Raw genomic sequence first — 19,602 nt, forward strand, 5'->3', positions numbered from 1 at the left:
TTTAAACTTTTTCTGAAGGCTGGCGCACCTCCTTTACATAATTCACTAATTCTTTTGCTCTTGCTGCTGCGGTATGGGATTTCATCACCTTTTGCCGGGCTCTTTCTCCAATTTGTTCTCTTTCTTCTGAAGAAATATTTCTGAAGTAATCTTCTACTTCTGAACTATTGCGGGCGATAAGAATTTCCTTTCCCTGTTCGAAAATGCTGTGAATACCATCCCAGTAATCTGAAATGATTGGCACACCACAGGCAGCAGCTTCGAACAGCCTTACGCTGGGAGAATATCCGGCTTTGATCATATCCTGCCGGGTGACATTCAGGGTGAATTCCTGGAAGTTATAAAATTTTCGGTGTTCTGCTGGGGGCAGGTGGTGAATACGCTCCACATTTGAAGACCAGCTGTAACTTTCCGGGTACTGCGGACCTGCGACTACAAATTTTTCCGAAGGGAAATGAGCCGCGGGTTTATTCAGGAGAGATTCCACGGTAGGTTGGCGGTCGTCGCTGTAAGTTCCCAGGTAACCAAGTTTCCACTGTTTCTCGCGAGTTTCGGGAAAGTAAAGATCGGGGTCTACCGAACAGTAGAGCGCTCTTGCCATAGGCGAACCGTAATGTTCTTCCAAATGCTTTAAGATGGGACCTCCCGAAAATGACAAATAAAGGTCATATTTTGAAATGATCTCAGGGTCGAGGTATTCATGATCATCCCGTTCCAGTTTTGCTAAAGTGACCGGAGTATCTATATCGTAAAAAGCCGCAACTCCGTTTGCAGTATCAATTGCCCAATTTCCGACTTCCACACCCTGCTGCACATAGGAACCAACAATTACTACATCGGCTTCAGCAACCTCTTTTGCATAATCGGTTTTTAGCTCTTCATTTGTTTTGTACAAGCCTAGTTTGCAGAAACTGGGTTTTGGCATATCGCGGTGCGGGGAATACCAGGGCACATCTTTTTCCAGGAAAAGAATATCATGCCCCAGGTTATTAAGTTCCTTAAGCAATGCCCTGTAGGTAGTTGCATGGCCATTACCCCAGGAAGAAGTTACTGAAAGTCCTATGATCACAAATTTCATGGGCTATTGATTTTGTTCTACAGAATTAGGTTGAGGTTCTAGTTTTTCAGAGATCACGGACTCCAGGAGTTCTGCGCGATGGTCGTACGTATGTGCAGCCAGCACTTTTTTATACGCAGCTTTACCTATTTCCTCGGCTTTTTCAGAAGTTAGTTCGTTAAGGATGCTTTCCACTTCTTTTCCATCTTTGGCAACGAGGATCTCTTTTCCGGGTTCAAAAAAGGTTTCTATGCCCTTCCAGTAATCTGTAATAAGACAAGCCCCGGCTCCGGCAGCCTCAAAGACACGTGTAGCAGGGGAAAAGCCATATTTGGCCATACTGTCCCGGCTAATGTTCAAAACAGCCTTAGGAGTGCAGTTAAAAGCATTATGATCTTTGGTGTAGACATGGCCTACATCTTCAATATTTTTGGGCATGGATTTATCTCCCCAGCCGCTGCCGCCCAGGATAAATTTTTCCTCCGGAAGATTTCCTGCAGGTCTTATGAAGAATTCTTCCACCCTCGTCTCTCTGTCTGGCAACCTGTTTCCCAAAAAGGCAAGACTGCCCTCGAAGTTTTTCTGGGGTTCTACAGGAAAATGGGTGTCTGTATCCAGGGCGTTGTAAATCGGAATACATTTTTTTGCACCGTTTCGTTCGTAGGCGTCTATTACCGGCTGTCCGCCACCATAAGTAAGCACAAAATCATACTTTGGAACAAGAGCATTAAAAGGATCTGAAGGATTGGACTCAATTCTGTCTAAAGTTGCCGGTGCGTCAACGTCCCAGAAGATGACGAGATTGTCATCTTTTTTAAGCTGCACTACGGCATCTTCCAGAAAATCGTCAAAAGCACCTACGCCGCTGGCTTTGATGATCACATCTGCTTCCGAAGCTTCTCTGAGGAGTGCTCTCAAAGTCACCTGATCTTCTGGATAAACTTTTACCGAACACCATTCGGGGTCATCTATATCCCTGTGTTTTTGCCGCTCGTAAATATCGGGTTCGTAAAATGTCACTTCGTGCCCCATTTTATGGAGCGACTTTACTATTCCGCGGTAGTAGGTCGCAGCTCCGTTCCAATACGCCGAAACTATACTGGATCCAAAAAAGGCAATTTTCAGGTTTTTTTTCATGCTTCCAGGGTTTTATGATGGATGGGATAGATCTTATCTTCTGCCATTTTAAGTTCTGTAAGAATGTTTTCAAGAGCATCCACTCTATGTGCACAGGTGTGCCTCTCAAGGATGGTTTTACGACCGTTTTTTGAAAGACTTTGGGCAAGGTGGGCGCTTTTCAGGACCTCGGCGATCTTGTAGCCCATGTCATTTCCATCTTTTGCAATAAGGTAATCTTCTCCCGGAGTGAAAAGATTTTCTGCATCATCCCAGGGGGAGCAAATTAGTGGTATACCGCAAGATAAGGCTTCAAATGGCCGGATAGTAGGGATACCCGGTAACATTTGAACGTAGGGCCTTCTTGGTACGTGTACTGTCACTTTATATTTTGAAAAGACTTCGGGAACCTTGTAGTTTGGAAGCCAGCCGCCGTATTCAATTCCGGCATCTGCCAGGGCTTTTTTAGCTTTTTCCGGATATCGAACACCATAGACCTTTGCTTTTATTCCCAGTTCCTTCACAGGGTTGATAAGAAATTCCATGAGTTCTTCTGTCCTTTCCCCATCACCCCAGTTTCCAATCCAAACCAGGTCTCCTTCCTTCTCTTCGTCGCGGTTTGGGTTGAAAAAATCTGCATCTGCCGCTTCATGCCAGGTCCAGACATTTTTCACCCAGTTCTTTTCCTGATAGATCTTTTTGATCACCTCCCCAAAAACAAGAGCGCCATCGTAGTGTGAAAAATCAAATTTTTTCATCTCATTTTCAGCAGAAACAGCACGATGATGGGTATCGTGAAATAGCAATTTGAACCCGAATTTTTCCTTTTGTTCTCCTATTTGGGCAATAAGTTCTGGCTCATTCCACTCATGAACAATAACAAGGTCGGCGTCTCCAAGTATATTTCTGTAGTTTAATTTCTTCTCAGGATTGTAAAACTGCGGATTGAGGGAAGGATAATACTGCCGGAATTCATCCAGGCGCTCTGCCCCGTGGTCTTTTAAAAGATTCTGCAGGCTCCAGCCACCTTCGGGCTCATACACGTCAACGTCATGTCCCCTTTGCTGCAGCTCTTTTACAATTCCTCTTAGAAAATGCGCATTCCCATGATTCCAATCAGAATACAGGGAATGGTAAAACATCACTACTTTCATATACTCATTAATTTTTGTTCCTTTTCCATTACTTCCTGGTACAGTTGATGGTAACCTGCACCCATTTTTTCTGCGGAAAATCTCGTGGCTCGATCCTTTGCCTTTTCGGAAAGTTCCTTCAGAAATGCCGGGCTCTCAAGTAGCCTTAGAATGGTTTTTTCGGCTTCAGCTTCATCTTCGGGACTAAAGAAAAGTGCGACATCCTGCCATAATTCTTTGAGGGTATCGAGATCACTCAAAACGAGTGCGCAACCATTTGCTGCAGCCTCCAGTATCGCCAATCCAAAAGGTTCATAACGCGTGGGACTAACAAAAATACTGGCGCGCTCCATCCAGTCCTTTACTTCGGAAGGGGATAATTTTCCCAGGAATTTGACATTTTTGAGACTGCATTCCTGGCCTGTGCTGGGGTTTACAGATTCCCCTGCCACGTAAACCGGCCACGGAAGTTTTTCAGCAATATTTGACAGTAACGGAAGATTCTTAGCCTCATCCCACATCCTGCCCATACACAAGATGAATTCCTCTTTTGGCTTGGCACTTGTTGAAGAAAAACTTCTTCCATTGTGAATTACTTTAATTTCTGAAGTGAAGCCATGGGTTTTTTGAGCTTTATTCAAAATTGCCTGCGTTGGACCTACAACAATATCAGAAGCCTGCAGTGATTCTTTGACAATGCGGGTATATTGATCCCATTCTTGCGGGGCAGCCTTTCCTTTTACGGCCTGCCACCAGGTTTGCACACAGGAGTGAAAAACGGTGACCACTGGAGCGGTCCAGTCCTCTTCAACATGCGCGTAATTATTAAGATGTACCACATCTGGCTGAACCGTGCTGTAAATGCAATTGATCCATTTTCGAGATTGCGCCACATCCTGCCACGGATTTTCCATCCATTCCAGCTTGTAATCGCTCTTGTATAAGGTAACATTAGAGATGCTCTCGGCTTCGACCTGTTGTGCAGGCGAAGGCCAGCCTCCCATTGCTACCAGGTGCACCTGTAGGCCATATTGCTTCAGCGCTTTGCAGAGCTCAAGGGAATACACCCAAACTCCACCTACCGTGTCGGTAGTCATCAAAACTTTCATATTCTTATCTTCCATAGATGCGGTCAATTACTTCTGCTGTTCTTATTAACTCGGTCGCCGTTTTTTCGTCGAAGCCGTTATTTTTGATCATATTTTCTACCCATACCACTCCGGCGCGGCCACTCCATTCATCTGGCGGGGTAACAAGTGTTTCGGTTTGTGTGCCGTGATATTTCTCTGCCTTAAAATCATAAAAGGACCCGTTGATATTTTTAAATGAAGCTCCTCCTTTTGTTCCGTAGAAAGTAGCTTCTATAATGGCATCTTTCCCTGCGGAAACGTGCCAGGAACATTCGAGATTGATCACCTGCTCTTTATCTGAAGTCATCGAAACGCTGGCGAAATCTTCTACATGTTCTTCAAAAGAAGTTAGCCGTTGTCCTTTGTGATAGAGTTTGCTGCTAACTTCAGAGATATTTGGGAAATCAAGGCTCCAAAGAGCCAGGTCCACGAGGTGAATTCCCAGGTCCATGACGCAACCGCCGCCAGAGCGTTTGATGTCGTAGAACCATTTTTTATCGGGACCGTAGGCGTTGTGAAACTTAAGATCGACGGCAAAGACATCTCCAATTTCCCCTTTTTGGATGGTATCATAGACTGCTTTGAAAGCTTTTGTATAGCGATAGGAGAGGTCTACGGCAAGTAGTTTATCTGCTTCCCTGGAAGCCTGCACCACCTGCTTTACTTCTTCGGCAGTGCGACCAAGCGGTTTCTGGCAGAAGACGGCTTTTCCGCTCTTTAAGGCCTGCATACTTTGTTCAGCATGCATCGCGCTTGGAGTGGCGATGACAATTCCGTCGAGTTCTTCTTCAGAAAAAAGCGCTTCGGGAGAGGTCTTTAAAATGGCATTTTTGGCACTCTTTAATGCAGCATCTGAATTTTCGGGATTGGGTTCTGTGATCGCAGCGGCTTTGGCATTAGTGTGGTTAAGTATAGCTTCCATGCGGTTGCGACCTATCCAGCCAACTCCCAGAAAACCGAGTGATAATTCCTTCTTTGTTGGTTGAGTTGCGATCATGTTAGTTGACAATTAATGCTTTAATAAATCCGTCGGGTCTTTCGGTGAGGTGTTGATATGCCTGTTCCATTTCTTCGAGGGAAAACTGGTGAGTGAACAGTGGGTACGGGTCCATTTTTCCTTGTTCCACAGCTTCCACTGCCGCCTTGATCCCATTGATATACTGTTGTGGATCTCTCTCGTGAGCGCTTATCATGTCAATTCCTCTCCAGTTCAACATTTGCACATTGACGCTTCGCATCCCGTCTTGATGAAACCCGGCAACAATAAGCTTACCTCTGGTACCAGTGAGTTCAATAGAGAGATTTAGGGGCCATTCTTTTCCTGTGCATTCTATCACTCTTTCACATAAACTTCCACCGGTGATGTCCTTCACTTTTTCAATGATCTTATAATGATCATCCATCTCAACAAGGTGATCTGCACCGGCCTCTTTTGCAGTGGTAAGGGAGAATTCTCTTCGTGATACTGCTATGACTTCTGCGCCTGCAGATTTTGCCAGCTGTACCAGGAGGATGCCTAAAAATCCACTGCCAACAATAGCCACTTTTTGCCCTTTTTGAATATCGCTGCGCTCAAAAATATTCATTGCACAACCTAAGGGCTCGCCGGGAAATGGTTTCCCTTTTAAAAGATCAGGCAACTTCACCACGTTTTCCTGTTTCGCGATATCATGAGTAGCATAGGCATTGTAAGTTAGAGCCGTAACTCTATCTCCTTCTTGCAGATCTACTACTTCCGGTCCAACGGCATCTATGACTCCCCAGCCTTCATGACCAGGTTCGCCCGCAGGAGTAGGATAATTGAACCAGTCCCTGCCTTCCCATACCGGAATGTTTGATGCACATACTCCGCTGCCCTCCAGCTTAATACGCACCTCTCCTTCTTTAGGTTCAGGTAAATCGATTTCCTTTACGGCAACTTTCCGGGGCCCTTGCAAAACGGCTGCTTTTCCTAACGTGACTTCTTCAGGCGACTGAGTTTTTTCCTGTAGCGTTTCGGCTGCTCTCATATGGCAATCTTTTTTTCAGGGGTTAAAGTTTCGGGCAGTTCAATATTTCGGTTCTCACAAAGCCATCGTAATAATTTCTCTACCCCTTCTTCAACATCATGTTTAGGACTCCAGCCTGTGGCTTCCTTGAACTTATTGGTGTTGGATACGTAATAGAATTGATCACCGGTACGCCAGTCTTCAAAGCTTATGTCCATTTCTTTCCCGGCTTTGTCTTTAATAATATGCAGGATCTCTAAAAGACTTACTGTGTTTTCTGGTCCTCCGCCAATATTGAAGACCTGTCCGGTAAGCTTTTCAATGTTCTTGTGCGCAAGTTGGAAAGCGTCTATAAGGTCATTCACAAAAAGTATGTCTCTCACCTGTTTTCCGTTTCCGTAGATGGTGACCGGCCTGTTTTCAAGTGCGCTAATGAGGAAATGTGCTACCCAGCCCTGGTCTTCTGTTCCAAACTGGTGGGGACCATAGATGCAGCTCATTCTAAATACGACCGTTTTAAGACCGTAAGTGCGAGAATAGTCAAGTATGTATTGATCTGCAGCACCTTTTGAACAACCATAGGGGCTGTGAAAATCCAGAGGGATCTTTTCGTTGATCCCGTATTTTTTCATCTTGGCATCTTCCGGATAATACCTGGTTTCTTTTTCCAGCATTTGTACATCCTGAAGATTCCCATATACCTTATTGGTTGAGGTAAAGATAAGCGGGGGCTGATGTTTGGATTTTCTTATGGCCTCAAGGAGATGAAAGGTTCCGCTTATGTTGACATTGAAATCATGTATTGGATTGGTAACCGATGAGGTCACCGCGACCTGAGCGCAAAGATGAAAGATTTCCGAAGCATTATTGACACATTGCTGCAGTATTCTGCTTTCATTTATGTCGGAGATCTGAACTATAAGTTTTTCCCCGTATTCCTTTTGCAACCATTGAAGGTTTTCCTCGACACCATCCCTGAAAAGGCTGTCGTAGATCATTACCCGTTTTCCCTCTGCAAGGAATCTTGAAGCGAGATTTGTGCCTATGAATCCTGCACCTCCGGTAATGAGCGTATATTTTTCCTGTTCCTGTATCTTGTACTGTTTTTTAATGTAATCCTGTTGATGTATACCTTCAACACCATCTTTTTCGAGAAGCTTGTAAAGGAGTTTTTTAGTGCCATCGGTCTTTTTAAGGCCAAAGTGATACTCCCTTTCATCAAGATGGAAACCTCCAACAGTAGAGTTTTTTGGATCCAGATCTTTTAAAGAATACCAGTAGATCCTTTGGGTGTTGGCGTTTAAAACATTTTTGAATTCCTGATATTGTTTTACTTCATCATCCTGCCAGGTCGAAAATCCGACTTCAGAGATCCATATCTCCTGATGGTATCCAAACTTGTCAAGAACTTCCCTGATACTTTGAATATTAACCTCCCAGCCTTTCCACTGCTGGTCAAATACATGAGGAAAACCGTGAATCCCAATAGCGTCAATACAGTCCAGAACTTTCTGTTCTATCATCATTTGCAGCCAGTTGGGATCGATAGGGCTCATTCCTCCAAGCAGGGTCTTTTTTCCCCTTTTTTGAGCCCAATGCGCTGCCATTCCTATCATTGTCGAAAATTTATTCCAGGAATAATCAAGGGTGAAGTCATATTCTACTTTGTTGTTAGGCTCGTTCCACAGTTCTACCCATTCGAAGTATTTTCCATACCTCGTGATCATTTCATCTATGAAATCTGCATAGGCCTTCAAATCTTTTGGAGGTGCCGAAGTTTTAGCCATTTCTCCTATGGATGGGGGAGTATAAAGGAAGCAAGGCAGAATTTCAACATGAGGATCCAGCTCTGCGAACAACCAGTCATACCATTCTTTAGTTCCTTCCACGTACCAGTCTGCCCATGAAATTCCTGTTCGCAGATGCTTAATTCCAAGTTTGTTAAAATCTTCTATGGCACTTCTTACTTCATCATACTCACCAGGCCTAAACCATTCAAGAATACCAAGAGCCGGAGAAGTTTCATTTGTATTTTTGATTTCTTTCATAGCAGTTCTTTTAAACGGTTAGACCTCTTGAGGACAATTCATTACTGGCTTTGCTCACATTGTCTGTTGCGATTTGAGTTTTAAGCCACTCGGCCAGCTCATACAAACCATCTTCGAATTTAACTTCAGGTTTAAATCCGAGGAGTTTTTCAGTTTTTTCAGTGTCGGCAAAACAATGTCTAATGTCGCCCACACGATATTTTCCGGTGACTTCAGCTTTCAGGTTTTCTCTTCCCATCACTTCTGCGAGTTTATCGGCAATTTCAAGGATGCTGTATTTATTTCCGCTGCCAACATTAAAGACTTCTCCGTCGGCTTCAGGTTTTTCCATTGCAAGTCTTATAGCTCTAGCCACATCTTTTACATGGATGAAATCCCTCTTTTGCTTTCCATCCTCAAAGATCATTGGCGGATTGTTATTCAGAAGGCGGGAAGCGAATATTGCAAGCACTCCGGTGTAGGGGTTGGAGAGTGCCTGCCGGGTCCCGTAAACATTAAAGAACCTCAAAGCTGTTGTAGGAATATTGTATGCTTTACCTGTAATAAGACTCAGCCGTTCCTGATCATATTTGGAAAGAGCATATACAGATGAGAGATTTGGAATCTTGGTTTCGGGGGTGGGAACAGGTTCCAATTCTTTACCATCTTCATCGTACATCTCCCACTGGCCTTTTTTAAGATCGGAGAGTTTTCTTTCACAATCCATTCTTTTCGCGCCCTGGTCATTCAAATACAAGCCTTCGCCATAGATGCTCATGCTTGAGGCGGTAACCAGCTTTTCAACCGGCTTGTCCATCAGAGCCTCCATTAGAACGGCCGTTCCCAGATTATTAACCTCTGTATAATCCTTTATTTGATACATGCTCTGACCTACACCTACCATTGCAGCGAGGTGAATTACGGCATCGACACCCTGTAAGGCCTTTTCCACTGCGGTTTTGTCCCTTACATCTCCAATTTGAAGTTCTACATCTGGATGTAAGTATTCGGGGCGGGATGCGTTTTTTCCATGCACCTGCTCAGAAAGATTATCCAGGGCCCGTACCTGGTAACCTTTATTCAAAAGTTCATCTGCAAGATGTGATCCTATAAATCCTGCTCCTCCGGTGATTAATACTTTTTTCTGCATCAAATAAGTTTTTGGTTGGTTAGAATTGTTGTAAAGTTGGCCTGGTTATGATCTTGTTTATGCTGGTTCCAAGTTTCTTGTTGAGGGCATACCAGACATCTTCTGCAATCTCTTCGGGAGAAATGGCTCCCATTCCCATTTCCTCTACAGAAGTGTGTCCCGAGATTTGATGTTCGTAAAAAGCAGTATCTACAATTCCTGGACTAACTACCGTAACATTCAAATGAGGCAACGTTTCCAGCCTTAGCGTTTCTGCTATGACTTCAAGTGCTGTTTTTGAAGCAGCATAAACGCCACCGTATGGATGCGGCTGATTTGCAGCTACTGAGGAAATAAAAACAACATTTCCTTTCTTTTGTGACAGCATGTGAGGCGTAAATGCACGTATTGTTCTAAGGGCTCCCAGCAGATTAGTATCCAGGATCTCCTTCCATTTCTCGGGGTCTCCTTCAGTTAACTTTTCCTGAATGCCTCTTCCCGCATTAAGAATGAGAAATTCGGGATGACCAAAATTTTTGATAGTCCAATCATAAAGCTCATTAATATCATCTCCATTACTTACATTGCAGGCTTTAAAGACAATACCTTCAGGTGTAGACGTAGGTTTAGCAACGTCTGCCACTAATGCAGTGAGACCTTCGTGCGCCAGCTTTTTAGCGATAGCAAAGCCTATTCCGCTGCTTCCGCCGGTTATTAGAGCAATTCTGGAAGATTTGTTCTTACTCATGCTGTTTTTTTGGTCTTTTTATCTGAAAGATTCAGATGAGATTTCTACAGGTTTTTAAGTGGGGGAGAGGGGGAAAAACCTGCGGAAAAAAAACGGCAAAGTTAACCTGCCGCTTCGTTTTCAAATTTAATGGAGCAGGCTGTGAAATTGTATTAAAACAAGCCTAAAACATTCTTAAACCCCTCAATTTTACTGGTATTTTGAGAAGGGAGCAGCAACAGGAACAGGTTGAAAAGCTGTGAGAGATTTCTTAATAATTGCAGTGATAGCAAAGGGTAGATGATGCTCCTAAAAAACAAAACAGGAGTTTCACCTCCTGTTTGTATTAAATTGGTTTAAGAAAAGTTTATGACTGTGAATATTTTTGAAGGATCTTTTGCCATTTTACGGCATTGTCAAGGCGGTCACTTTTTTGCGTGACAGGATCTTCTTCTTCGGCATAAAACACGAGGGTTTTATTTTTGCCGTCACTACTTTTCATCTGCAGGGAAATTTCTCGAATTTCATCTACGTTTTGCGTGACATATCCATCTTCATCGGTCTTCAAAAGTTCGATTTTTGATACCTTTTCCAGGTCCATTACCTGAAGTTCTGATTCCCTGCCCGATTTTAGGAGGAAAAACTTTTTTGCCAATATATCCAGTCCTAAGGAAAGGCCATTGATGTTTTCTGTCTCGTGTAAATTATATCCTTGCTGAAGTGCCAAAAAGGCCATTTTCTTTGCTCTTTTTTTCTCCTGAAAAGATTGAGTATAAACCAGGTAACCAACGGGAGCTATGAATAAAATCAATAGTCCCAAACCCATTAGGGTTGATGCTGTATCCATTTTTTTAATATTTTTAATTGTGATTTATGTGAACTTTATACTGCAGAAGTCTGCCAGGTCCTGAAATCACAAGAAAAAATGCTTCGGAAATAAATATTGTGCAATTGATTTGCGCAGATCGCGGATTAGAAAAGCAAATGCAGGCAGAGTGTGAACGTCCAGCCTTATCCCTGTTAGATCAACGGATGAGGTTGCGGAAAATGCTCTCTCCGAAAAATCCGAAATCTCCTGAAATGGATTTTCCCGAGAGGCAAAAAGATTCGAATGAACGGCTTTAAAACTTTCAGAAGAAAGGGGAAGCTCCTCCTTAACCTCGTCAGCAGTAAAATTGAACGCCGTTGCCTCACTTAAATTTAAGAAAGCGAAGAGGAGTAATAAGTATTTTCCGAAGGTTTTCATCTGCTGCTGCTGATAAATTTAATCAAAAAGCAGGCCGCTTATAACAATTTAACAGCATCCTTCGCAAAATAACTTGCGATCATATGTGCCCCAGCTCTTTTGATGGCAGTGAGCTGTTCCAGCATGACTGCATCATGATCCAACCAGCCTTTTTGGGCTGCAGCTTTCAGCATAGAATACTCGCCGCTTACCTGGTACACCGCGACCGGCACGCTGACTGCATTTTTGATCTCCCTTACGATATCCAGGTAACAAAGACCCGGTTTTACCATAACAATATCGGCCCCTTCTTCGATATCCTGCAGGGTTTCTTTAATGGCTTCTTCCCGGTTAGCAGGATCCATTTGATAAGTCTTCTTATCTCCGAATCCGGGTGCCGAATCAAGGGCATCACGAAAAGGTCCGTAAAAGGCGGATGCGTATTTGGCGCTGTAACTCATGATCCCTGAGTTAACATAACCTTCCTGTTCAAGCAATTCCCGAATTGCTTTTACGCGACCATCCATCATGTCGCTGGGAGCAACAAAATCTGCTCCTGCCTGCACGTGCGAAAGTGACATTTTTGCGAGTACTTCTTTTGTCGCATCATTAATGATCTGCCCGTTCTCTACAATTCCGTCGTGGCCATAAGAGGAATAGGGGTCGAGAGCAACGTCGGTCATTACCAGCATTTCCGGGACTGCATCTTTAATGGTTTTCACGGCACGTTGCATAAGACCTTCCGCATTAAGAGCTTCCGTTCCTTTGTTATTTTTCAGATTATCCGCAACTTTCCCGAAAACCAAAACTGACTTTAAACCGAGATCCCAAAGTTCCTTTACTTCCTTTTTGAGAAGGTCGAGGCTGTACCTGTAGTAGTTGGGCATGGAGGCGATCTCTTCCTTTACATTCTGGCCTTCCACTACAAAAAGAGGCACTATAAAGTCATTGGGAGTAATAATAGTTTCCCTTACCAGGCTTCTTATTGCTTCGTTTGTTCTAAGTCTTCTGTTTCGTATGAGCATAATCGTCTATTCTGTATTCGGGGTTCAAAGTTCAAGATTATTTTGTTCATCAAAAAGATATTGAGGCTTATATTCCACCTCATAAAGTTTTAGGAATTTCTCATATTCTTCTCTAAAGCTATTCTTCTTATGATGCTCTTTCTGGTGTTCAATGTAATTTATGGCGGAGCTTAAATGTGAATGGCTGAGACTAAAAGCTCCAAAGCCTTGCTGCCACTCGAATCTTCCATTAATCCAGCTTTTTTCATTTATGAACCGGGAGGAATTGGATTTAATGTCTCTGACCAAATCTGATAAAGCTATGTCAGGTTTGATCCCTACTAAAAGGTGCACATGATCTGCTACACCATTAATCCGGATTAATTTCTGTCCTTTGTTTTTGATGATTCCGGTAATGAAAGAAAAAAGTTCAGCCTCCCATTTTGTGGAAATCAGGTTTTGTCTGCCTTTTACAGCAAATATAATGTGAAGGTATATCTTTGAATATGTATCAGCCATTTAATGACGCTCCTCTGGAGCTCTTTTATTGTTGGGGATTAAACATTTCTATAAATATAACGCTCCTCCGGAGCTAATTGCAAATTCTAAAATTCTCTTTCGTGCAACTCTCAAACATCAATTAAAGAAGAAGTAGAATCTATCTGAGCCTCAGAGAGGCGACATATTTATAGCAATGAATAACCAAGTCCTATTGAGCTCCAGAGGAGCGATATATTATATATTAAATTTTATTTTCATTTTTAATGATCCCGGTAATGAAATAGAAGAGTTTAGCAATTTTTATGACGCTCCTCTGGAGCTCTTTTAATCTCGGGGATCAAACATTTCTAAATATAACGCTCCTCCGGAGCTAATTGCAAATTCTAAAATTCTCTTTCGTGCAACTCTCAAACATCAATTAAAGAAGAAGTAGAATCTATCTGAGCCTCAGAGAGGCGACATATTTATAGCAATGAATAACCAAATCCTATTGAGCTCCAGAGGAGCGATATATTAAATCCACGACCGTGGTTGCCTCAACACCTCCACCAACTTCTCCTCCTCACTTCCCGGTTCGGGATGATGATCATAAACCCATTGTACATGGGGAGGGAGGCTCATCAAAATACTCTCGATCCTGCCGTTGGTCTTTAATCCAAATAAGGTGCCTTTGTCGTGCACCAAATTGAATTCTACATATCGGCCTCTCCTAATTTCCTGCCAGTTGCGCTGCTTCGGACTGTAAGAAAGATCCTTTCTTTTCTCTATAATTGGAAGATAGGCCTCAAGAAAACTGTCTCCAACATCTGTGACAAAATCGTACCACGCCTCTTCATCCACTCCTTCGGAAGGTCTCAGGTAATCAAAGAATAATCCGCCAACCCCGCGGGCTTCGTCACGGTGTGCATTCCAGAAATACTCGTCACACCTCTCTTTAAAATCGGGGTAAAAAGATGGATCATGCCGGTCACAAGCTGACTTGCAAATTTGATGGAAATGTTTCGCATCCTCCTCAAAAAGGTAATATGGAGTTAGATCTTGTCCGCCACCAAACCAGCTGTCTACTGTTGTTCCGTCCTTGTCATACATCTCAAAATAGCGCCAGTTGGCATGAACGGTGGGAACCATTGGATTCTTGGGATGGATAACAAGGCTCAGGCCACAGGCAAAAAAATCTACATCTCCAACGCCGAAGTGCTTCTGCATAGCAGGGGCAAGAGGACCATGGACCTTCGAAATATTTACTCCTCCTTTTTCAAAAACGGCTCCATTTTCTATGACCCTGGTACGGCCACCTCCACCTTCTTCCCGGCGCCACAGGTCCTCTTTAAAAACGGCCTCGCCGTCAATGGCTTCAAGATTAGCAGTGATCCTGTCTTGCAGATCCTGAATGTATGAGTAAAATTTCTCTTTCATTGGTTTCTTCTTACTTCGTCAATAAAAACCAGGTTTGTCATTACTTCCTCAGTTTCTTTCAAAGACGTGATTTTTACTGCTTCCTTTGTTCTTAGTTGTAGAAGAGGTACAATATCTATCTCTTTGTCAAAGCTACTGGAAAATAATTCTCTACCTATCCTGTTGTTATGCAGGTCCATAGCCTTTGCTAATGCTGAATTTGGCGATAACCGCTCATGCAGGTCGGTGATCTTTTTGCTCCAGATTAGGGCTTTTTCAACTGATCCTGCTACAGGCAAACAAAAATTGCAGATCAGGTAATTCCACAGGGCATGTCGAAAGGCATTGGTCCTGTTATCTTCATGATGCAGCGTCCCATATAATTGGTTACAGATCTTAACCGTTCTGTTAGTCGCCTTGTAAGTAGGAAAAAGGTAAAGCGGATGTTTTAAAAATATCCCGCTAAGAACAGCCAGCTCTTTATATTTCAGGCTTGCTATTCTTTTACCTACCGCCACCTTTTACGAAGCTTTATATTCCTTAACTGCTTCTACAAAAGCGATCGCATTTTTCACCGGAATATCAGGGAGGATTCCGTGTCCTAAATTCACTACATATCTGTCCTTCCCGAATTCATTGATCATTTGGTGTACCATCGTCTTTATTTCTGAAGGAGGAGAATACAACCTGCTCGGATCAAAATTCCCCTGAAGCGTTATATTTCCACCCGTTAGCTTCCTCGCCATTTGTGGGGAACAGGTCCAATCCACACCCAGGGCAGAAGCTCCCGATTGCGCCATTTTATCCAAAGCAAACCAACAGCCTTTCCCAAATGCAATGACTGGAATTTCCGATTTTAGAGCATCTATGATCTGCTGAATGTATTTCCACGAGAACTCCTGGTAATCTTCCGGAGAAAGCATTCCTCCCCACGAATCAAAGATCTGCACCGCATCTACTCCGGCTTCAACTTTAGCGTTTAGGTAGGCAATAGTGGTATCTGTGATCTTTTGGAGCAGCGTATGAGCTGCCTGCGGATTCGTAAAACAAAATTTCTTGGCAATATCAAAATTTTTGGAACCCTGTCCCTGGACAGCGTAACACAGAATTGTCCACGGAGAACCGGCAAAACCTATCAAAGGAACTTCATCGTTGAGTTCCTTTTTCGTCATTTTTATGGCCTCCATTACGTATCCCAGTGTTTCATGAACATCGGGCACAATCACCTTTTCAACATCGGCAGAGGTTCTCACCGGATTTGGCAGCCACGGACCGAGTCCGGGTTTCATCTGCACCTCGATGTTCATCGCCTGCGGAACTACCAGAATGTCACTAAAAAGAATAGCAGCATCTGTCCCTACCTGGTGAATTGGCATTACGGTGATTTCAGTAGCCAGTTCCGGGGTGCGACATCGGGTAAAGAAATCATACTTATCCTTAAGCTTCATAAAATCGGGCAGGTAGCGTCCCGCCTGTCTCATCATCCATACCGGCGGACGTTCCACCGTTTCGCCTTTTAAAGCTCTAAGAAAAAGATCGTTTTTTATCATGTTGTTTTATTCTAATGTTAGTTCTTCAGAGAGAGAAATACTGCGATTCTCATGTGATTTCTGAAAATTTTCGTTGCCTCCAAAAAGTTCAGAAATTTCTTCAGATTTTACAATTTTTGATACGTCGTTAATACTTTCCTGATAAGAAGAAAATCTATAGGTTTTAAAAGCTTTCCCAAAATGTATTTCGGGGTTCAAATTTACGTAGATTATCAGTTGTTTCAGGTATTTTTCGTCAGCTACCTTTATTCTTTTAAAATGCTTTTCGAACAAACTGCCGGTTCTATGCTCTGCTTTGTTATAAGCCTTGGCATATGAGTTAAAGAAATTTGAAAAACCCTGAGTGACTTCTTTGGGATCTAAATATACTCGTATCACTACGTGAAAATGATTTTGAAGTAAGCAGTAAGCAAACGTTGACCCTTTTTGGCTTAAGTACTTCTGGTACAACTGAAGAAAGTAGCGCTTATTTTCATCATTAGAAAAAATATTTGATCTGTTTATCCCTCTATTATAGATGTGATAAAAATGATCTTTTTCTAATGTTTCCAGCTTCATACTTTTATGTCATCAGACCTGCAAGGTCTTTTTTCGACCTTTTAGGTCTAAATTATTTTATAACAGACCTACAAGGTTGTGAAAACCTTGCAGGTCGGGTCATTTACTACGTAAATGTTTTCACCACCTGCACGAGCACGTTCTCAATAGAAGGAGTGGAGGCAATGATGATATTGTTGGTATAATTTTTAGCTTCTGATGCTGTTGTTGTTCCAATACAGAAAGCTATGCTGCCCCTTAGATCGTTTAGGGAACCGTAACTTCTTACTGCGCTCGGGCTAAAGAACAGCACTCCATCAAAGATACGATCAATTTTTTTCGGCTGCGTTTGAGTGTCATAGACTTCGACTTCAGTGAAATTAATACCTGCTGATGTCAATCGCTCCGGAAGCTCTGTATGTCTTTTTTTTCCGCAGAAAAATAGAAACTCATCATTCTTGTGGTTGCTTATGATCTCTGACGCCAGATCTGCTCCGTAATTTGCCATTTTTGACACCCTGAAGCCATTACTTTCCAGAAAAGCTGCTGTTTTTTCCCCCACACAGAAGATTTTTTTCTCCCGAATCTCTTTTTCTAATGGATGCTCCAGAAGTGCAAAAACAGCATTTTTACTCGTAAAAATTATATTTTCCGGAAGCTGTTTTATTTGAAATCCAATTGGCTGGACTTTAATGAAATTGGCTTCTACCAGTCCAATCCCCCTGTTGAGGAGTAATTCCCGCTGGCCCGAAGTCAATTTCTTAGTAGAAAGCACAGTCGCCGTCTTGCCTCCTCGTGGAGTTTGTTTTGAAAGTCTGTCGCTTTCTTTAGATCTTGACAATTGGTTATGGAAGGTTTGTGAGCGGTTAGCCCTTGGTGTTGTTCACAGCTTGTTTTATTTCCCGCATAAGTTCTGCGCCACCTGCTTCAAGAACTTCTTTTGCGCATGCCCTGCCAAAGCTTTCATGTTCAGAAATGGGAATTTCTTTCTCCACTCCAATTCTCTGTTGCCCGTCAAGACTAAAGAGAGCAGCTTTAAAGTGAATAATTTCGCCTTCAATAGTCGCCAGAGCACCAATGGGTGCTGTACAACCGCCTTCCAGTACGCGTAAAAACTCCCTTTCAATATGCACACAAATGGCTGTAGCTTCGTGGTTGAGAGCTGATAGTGCATTTCGACAAAAATCATCCTCCTCTTTTGCTACAACTAACATCGCTCCTTGTGCAGGAGCCGGGATCATCCATTTTAGATCAATAAAAGAATCGGGTTTCAGGTTTATTCGCTCCAGGCCTGCGGCAGCGAAGATGGCACCGTTCCAGTTATTGTCTTTTAGCTTTTGAAGACGCGTGTTTACATTGCCTCTTAGATCTACAATTTCATGATGGGGATATTTATGCAACCATTGAGCCTGTCGTCTTAGACTGCCCGTTGCAACTATCCCTTCTTCATTGAGAAAATCGGTGCCTTTGTGAACTAAAATGTCCTGTGTATTTGCCCTTTTTAAGATCGCAGCTTCTACAATTCCTTTTGGTAGTGCCGTTGGCACATCTTTCATTGAATGCACTGCAATGTCAATTTGATCGGTGATCATTGCGACATCAAGGGTTTTTGTGAAAATACCTGTGATCCCAAATTCGTAAAGTGGCTTGTCGAGCACCAGATCACCCTGAGATTTTACCGGGATCAATTCCGTCTTATGCCCTAGCTTTTCAAGAGCGTTTTTTACGGCATTGGCCTGCCAAAGCGCCAGTTCGCTGTCGCGTGTTCCTATGCGTATGACCTTGCTCATCTCTTGACAGGCTGTTCCAGTTGAAATACCTTCTGAATTAATTCCAGGCTTTCATCTGTAGAATTTGAATCCCCTTTAAGATGGTTTGCAAATTGATTCATGATCTTCTGAATAATGCGATCGCCAAGAATTTCAGCTTGCTGGTCATTAAAGTCAGAGATCTTTTTGCGCTGAAAATCTACTTCGGCATCTTTCATTGCCCGAAGTTTTTTCTTCAGTGCCTTAATTGTAGGTGCAAATTTCCGGGTTTCAAGCCAGGAATTAAATTCTGTTTCTGCTTCAGCAATTATTTTTTGAGCATGTGGAATGGCTGCTTTTCTGCGCTCCAGAGTTTCATCTGTGATCTGGGAAAGATGGTCCAGGTGAATTACCGAAACTCCCGGAAGCTCCTGCACTTCATTCGAAACATTCTTAGGGATAGAAAGGTCCAGGATCAACAGATCTTTTTTATTATAAATAAGATCTTTGGTGATGGTAGGGTGTTGCGCACCGGTAGCCACAATTAGAATATCTGCCTGTCTTATCTCGGCTTGAAGATCGGCATAATCCTTAACCGTAAGGTTGAATTTCCCTGCAACTTTCTCTGCCTTATCCTTAGTACGGTTAATAAGTGTAATATGGTTGTTCCTGGTATGTTTTACCAGATTTTCACAGGTGTTTCGGCCAATTTTTCCTGTTCCGAAGAGCAGGATATTCTGATCGGCCGGATTCTGAAAATTCCTTAGAATGTACTGAACTGAGGCAAAACTTACCGAAGTAGCCCCCGATGAAATTTCTGTTTCATTCTTTATACGCTTGCTCGCCTGGATCACAGCATTCACTAACCTCTCAAAAAAGGGATTTGCAACACCTGCTTCCTTAGACTGATAAAATGCGAGCTTTAACTGACTAATTATCTCAAAGTCTCCCAGGATCTGGCTGTCAAGACCGGTCCCTACCCGAAACATATGAGAGATAGCATCTTTATTCTTATATACGTAGGCTACCTTTTCAAATTCCTCAACCGTGCCATGCGTATGTTCGCAAAGTAATTTTATGAGCTGAAAAGGATGCTGGGCAAATCCATAGATCTCTGTACGGTTACAGGTAGAAGTAACAAGTAGGCCATCAATCCCTTCATTTCTTGCCTGCTCAAGCAAGTTTTTCTTTCCGGTTTCGTCAAGACTAAAATGTCCCCTTATCTCTGCATCGGCTTTCTTATAACTTAGCCCAATCGTATAAAAATGTTTTCCTCTTGAAATATTGTAATCTTCCATGTACCTGATTAGGAATTCAACTGCCAAAATTAAGATA

Annotated in this window: 20 protein-coding genes; all 20 read right to left on the reverse strand. The window is 42.8% G+C overall.

Annotation, left to right across the window (positions count from 1 at the left end; translation table 11 throughout):
- Nucleotide 1: 1 nt before the first annotated feature.
- On the reverse strand, nucleotides 2-1,078 hold the full coding sequence (locus HC175_RS03870; RefSeq protein WP_168137209.1) for a CgeB family protein: 1,077 nt from the start codon (nucleotides 1,076-1,078) through the stop codon (nucleotides 2-4).
- A gap of 3 nt (nucleotides 1,079-1,081) precedes the next feature.
- Nucleotides 1,082-2,194: a CgeB family protein gene (locus tag HC175_RS03875; RefSeq protein WP_168137210.1), complete on the reverse strand. Its 1,113-nt coding sequence runs from the start codon at nucleotides 2,192-2,194 to the stop codon at nucleotides 1,082-1,084.
- The gene (locus tag HC175_RS03880; RefSeq protein ID WP_168137211.1) at nucleotides 2,191-3,327 is read right to left on the reverse strand and encodes a CgeB family protein; all 1,137 of its coding nucleotides are present in this window, start codon (nucleotides 3,325-3,327) and stop codon (nucleotides 2,191-2,193) included. Before HC175_RS03880 ends, HC175_RS03875 begins: the two co-directional genes overlap by 4 nt.
- Nucleotides 3,324-4,415, reverse strand: coding sequence for a glycosyltransferase family 4 protein (locus HC175_RS03885; protein ID WP_209309922.1), 1,092 nt, complete (start codon nucleotides 4,413-4,415; stop codon nucleotides 3,324-3,326). Before HC175_RS03885 ends, HC175_RS03880 begins: the two co-directional genes overlap by 4 nt.
- Nucleotides 4,416-4,419: 4 nt before the next feature.
- Nucleotides 4,420-5,433, reverse strand: a complete 1,014-nt coding sequence (locus HC175_RS03890) for a Gfo/Idh/MocA family protein (RefSeq protein WP_168137213.1) — start codon at nucleotides 5,431-5,433, stop codon at nucleotides 4,420-4,422.
- A gap of 1 nt (nucleotide 5,434) precedes the next feature.
- The gene (locus HC175_RS03895; protein ID WP_168137214.1) at nucleotides 5,435-6,445 is read right to left on the reverse strand and encodes an MDR/zinc-dependent alcohol dehydrogenase-like family protein; all 1,011 of its coding nucleotides are present in this window, start codon (nucleotides 6,443-6,445) and stop codon (nucleotides 5,435-5,437) included.
- Complete coding sequence (locus tag HC175_RS03900) at nucleotides 6,442-8,472, reverse strand: GDP-mannose 4,6-dehydratase (protein WP_168137215.1); 2,031 nt, start codon at nucleotides 8,470-8,472, stop codon at nucleotides 6,442-6,444. The genes HC175_RS03895 and HC175_RS03900 overlap by 4 nt, the downstream gene beginning before the upstream one ends.
- Before the next feature lie 10 nt (nucleotides 8,473-8,482).
- Nucleotides 8,483-9,601, reverse strand: coding sequence for an SDR family NAD(P)-dependent oxidoreductase (locus HC175_RS03905; protein WP_168137216.1), 1,119 nt, complete (start codon nucleotides 9,599-9,601; stop codon nucleotides 8,483-8,485).
- Nucleotides 9,602-9,620: 19 nt separating this feature from the next.
- Nucleotides 9,621-10,328, reverse strand: coding sequence for an SDR family oxidoreductase (locus HC175_RS03910; protein ID WP_168137217.1), 708 nt, complete (start codon nucleotides 10,326-10,328; stop codon nucleotides 9,621-9,623).
- A gap of 346 nt (nucleotides 10,329-10,674) precedes the next feature.
- On the reverse strand, nucleotides 10,675-11,154 hold the full coding sequence (locus HC175_RS03915) for a hypothetical protein (protein ID WP_168137218.1): 480 nt from the start codon (nucleotides 11,152-11,154) through the stop codon (nucleotides 10,675-10,677).
- 66 nt (nucleotides 11,155-11,220) lie between these two features.
- Entirely contained in the window at nucleotides 11,221-11,553 is a 333-nt protein-coding gene (locus tag HC175_RS03920; RefSeq protein ID WP_168137219.1) for a hypothetical protein, read from the reverse strand.
- Nucleotides 11,554-11,591: 38 nt separating this feature from the next.
- A complete protein-coding gene (hemB, locus tag HC175_RS03925; RefSeq protein WP_168137220.1) occupies nucleotides 11,592-12,557 on the reverse strand; it encodes a porphobilinogen synthase in 966 nt (321 codons plus the stop codon).
- A gap of 24 nt (nucleotides 12,558-12,581) precedes the next feature.
- Complete coding sequence (tnpA, locus tag HC175_RS03930; protein ID WP_168137221.1) at nucleotides 12,582-13,055, reverse strand: IS200/IS605 family transposase; 474 nt, start codon at nucleotides 13,053-13,055, stop codon at nucleotides 12,582-12,584.
- Nucleotides 13,056-13,550: 495 nt separating this feature from the next.
- Nucleotides 13,551-14,453 (reverse strand): oxygen-dependent coproporphyrinogen oxidase, encoded by a 903-nt coding sequence (hemF, locus tag HC175_RS03935; protein ID WP_168137222.1) that lies wholly within the window; start codon nucleotides 14,451-14,453, stop codon nucleotides 13,551-13,553.
- Nucleotides 14,450-14,950 (reverse strand): DUF6973 domain-containing protein, encoded by a 501-nt coding sequence (locus HC175_RS03940; RefSeq protein ID WP_209309923.1) that lies wholly within the window; start codon nucleotides 14,948-14,950, stop codon nucleotides 14,450-14,452. Before HC175_RS03940 ends, hemF begins: the two co-directional genes overlap by 4 nt.
- A gap of 3 nt (nucleotides 14,951-14,953) precedes the next feature.
- Nucleotides 14,954-15,982 carry a uroporphyrinogen decarboxylase gene (gene hemE / locus HC175_RS03945; protein WP_168137223.1) on the reverse strand — a complete coding sequence of 343 codons (1,029 nt, stop codon included), beginning with the start codon at nucleotides 15,980-15,982 and terminating at the stop codon, nucleotides 14,954-14,956.
- A gap of 6 nt (nucleotides 15,983-15,988) precedes the next feature.
- The gene (locus HC175_RS03950; RefSeq protein WP_168137224.1) at nucleotides 15,989-16,540 is read right to left on the reverse strand and encodes a hypothetical protein; all 552 of its coding nucleotides are present in this window, start codon (nucleotides 16,538-16,540) and stop codon (nucleotides 15,989-15,991) included.
- A 106-nt stretch (nucleotides 16,541-16,646) separates the two neighbouring features.
- Nucleotides 16,647-17,360, reverse strand: coding sequence for a uroporphyrinogen-III synthase (locus HC175_RS03955; RefSeq protein ID WP_168137225.1), 714 nt, complete (start codon nucleotides 17,358-17,360; stop codon nucleotides 16,647-16,649).
- A gap of 25 nt (nucleotides 17,361-17,385) precedes the next feature.
- The gene (gene hemC, locus HC175_RS03960; protein WP_168137226.1) at nucleotides 17,386-18,309 is read right to left on the reverse strand and encodes a hydroxymethylbilane synthase; all 924 of its coding nucleotides are present in this window, start codon (nucleotides 18,307-18,309) and stop codon (nucleotides 17,386-17,388) included.
- The gene (hemA, locus tag HC175_RS03965; protein ID WP_168137537.1) at nucleotides 18,306-19,565 is read right to left on the reverse strand and encodes a glutamyl-tRNA reductase; all 1,260 of its coding nucleotides are present in this window, start codon (nucleotides 19,563-19,565) and stop codon (nucleotides 18,306-18,308) included. Before hemA ends, hemC begins: the two co-directional genes overlap by 4 nt.
- Nucleotides 19,566-19,602 lie beyond the last annotated feature (37 nt).

The sequence above is a fragment of the Salinimicrobium oceani genome, assembly GCF_012037645.1.

What these genes read in the sequence shown, in the direction of transcription:
- hemF (WP_168137222.1), bottom strand. Translation starts at nt 14,453, where the DNA reads ATGAAAGAGAAATTTTACTCATACATTCAGGATCTGCAAGACAGGATC.
- HC175_RS03920 (WP_168137219.1), bottom strand. Translation starts at nt 11,553, where the DNA reads ATGAAAACCTTCGGAAAATACTTATTACTCCTCTTCGCTTTCTTAAAT.
- HC175_RS03880 (WP_168137211.1), bottom strand. Translation starts at nt 3,327, where the DNA reads ATGAAAGTAGTGATGTTTTACCATTCCCTGTATTCTGATTGGAATCAT.
- HC175_RS03895 (WP_168137214.1), bottom strand. Translation starts at nt 6,445, where the DNA reads ATGAGAGCAGCCGAAACGCTACAGGAAAAAACTCAGTCGCCTGAAGAA.
- hemB (WP_168137220.1), bottom strand. Translation starts at nt 12,557, where the DNA reads ATGCTCATACGAAACAGAAGACTTAGAACAAACGAAGCAATAAGAAGC.
- HC175_RS03910 (WP_168137217.1), bottom strand. Translation starts at nt 10,328, where the DNA reads ATGAGTAAGAACAAATCTTCCAGAATTGCTCTAATAACCGGCGGAAGC.
- HC175_RS03875 (WP_168137210.1), bottom strand. Translation starts at nt 2,194, where the DNA reads ATGAAAAAAAACCTGAAAATTGCCTTTTTTGGATCCAGTATAGTTTCG.
- HC175_RS03890 (WP_168137213.1), bottom strand. Translation starts at nt 5,433, where the DNA reads ATGATCGCAACTCAACCAACAAAGAAGGAATTATCACTCGGTTTTCTG.
- HC175_RS03900 (WP_168137215.1), bottom strand. Translation starts at nt 8,472, where the DNA reads ATGAAAGAAATCAAAAATACAAATGAAACTTCTCCGGCTCTTGGTATT.
- HC175_RS03870 (WP_168137209.1), bottom strand. Translation starts at nt 1,078, where the DNA reads ATGAAATTTGTGATCATAGGACTTTCAGTAACTTCTTCCTGGGGTAAT.
- hemC (WP_168137226.1), bottom strand. Translation starts at nt 18,309, where the DNA reads ATGAGCAAGGTCATACGCATAGGAACACGCGACAGCGAACTGGCGCTT.
- HC175_RS03905 (WP_168137216.1), bottom strand. Translation starts at nt 9,601, where the DNA reads ATGCAGAAAAAAGTATTAATCACCGGAGGAGCAGGATTTATAGGATCA.
- tnpA (WP_168137221.1), bottom strand. Translation starts at nt 13,055, where the DNA reads ATGGCTGATACATATTCAAAGATATACCTTCACATTATATTTGCTGTA.
- HC175_RS03950 (WP_168137224.1), bottom strand. Translation starts at nt 16,540, where the DNA reads ATGAAGCTGGAAACATTAGAAAAAGATCATTTTTATCACATCTATAAT.
- hemA (WP_168137537.1), bottom strand. Translation starts at nt 19,565, where the DNA reads ATGGAAGATTACAATATTTCAAGAGGAAAACATTTTTATACGATTGGG.
- HC175_RS03885 (WP_209309922.1), bottom strand. Translation starts at nt 4,415, where the DNA reads ATGAAAGTTTTGATGACTACCGACACGGTAGGTGGAGTTTGGGTGTAT.
- HC175_RS03915 (WP_168137218.1), bottom strand. Translation starts at nt 11,154, where the DNA reads ATGGATACAGCATCAACCCTAATGGGTTTGGGACTATTGATTTTATTC.
- hemE (WP_168137223.1), bottom strand. Translation starts at nt 15,982, where the DNA reads ATGATAAAAAACGATCTTTTTCTTAGAGCTTTAAAAGGCGAAACGGTG.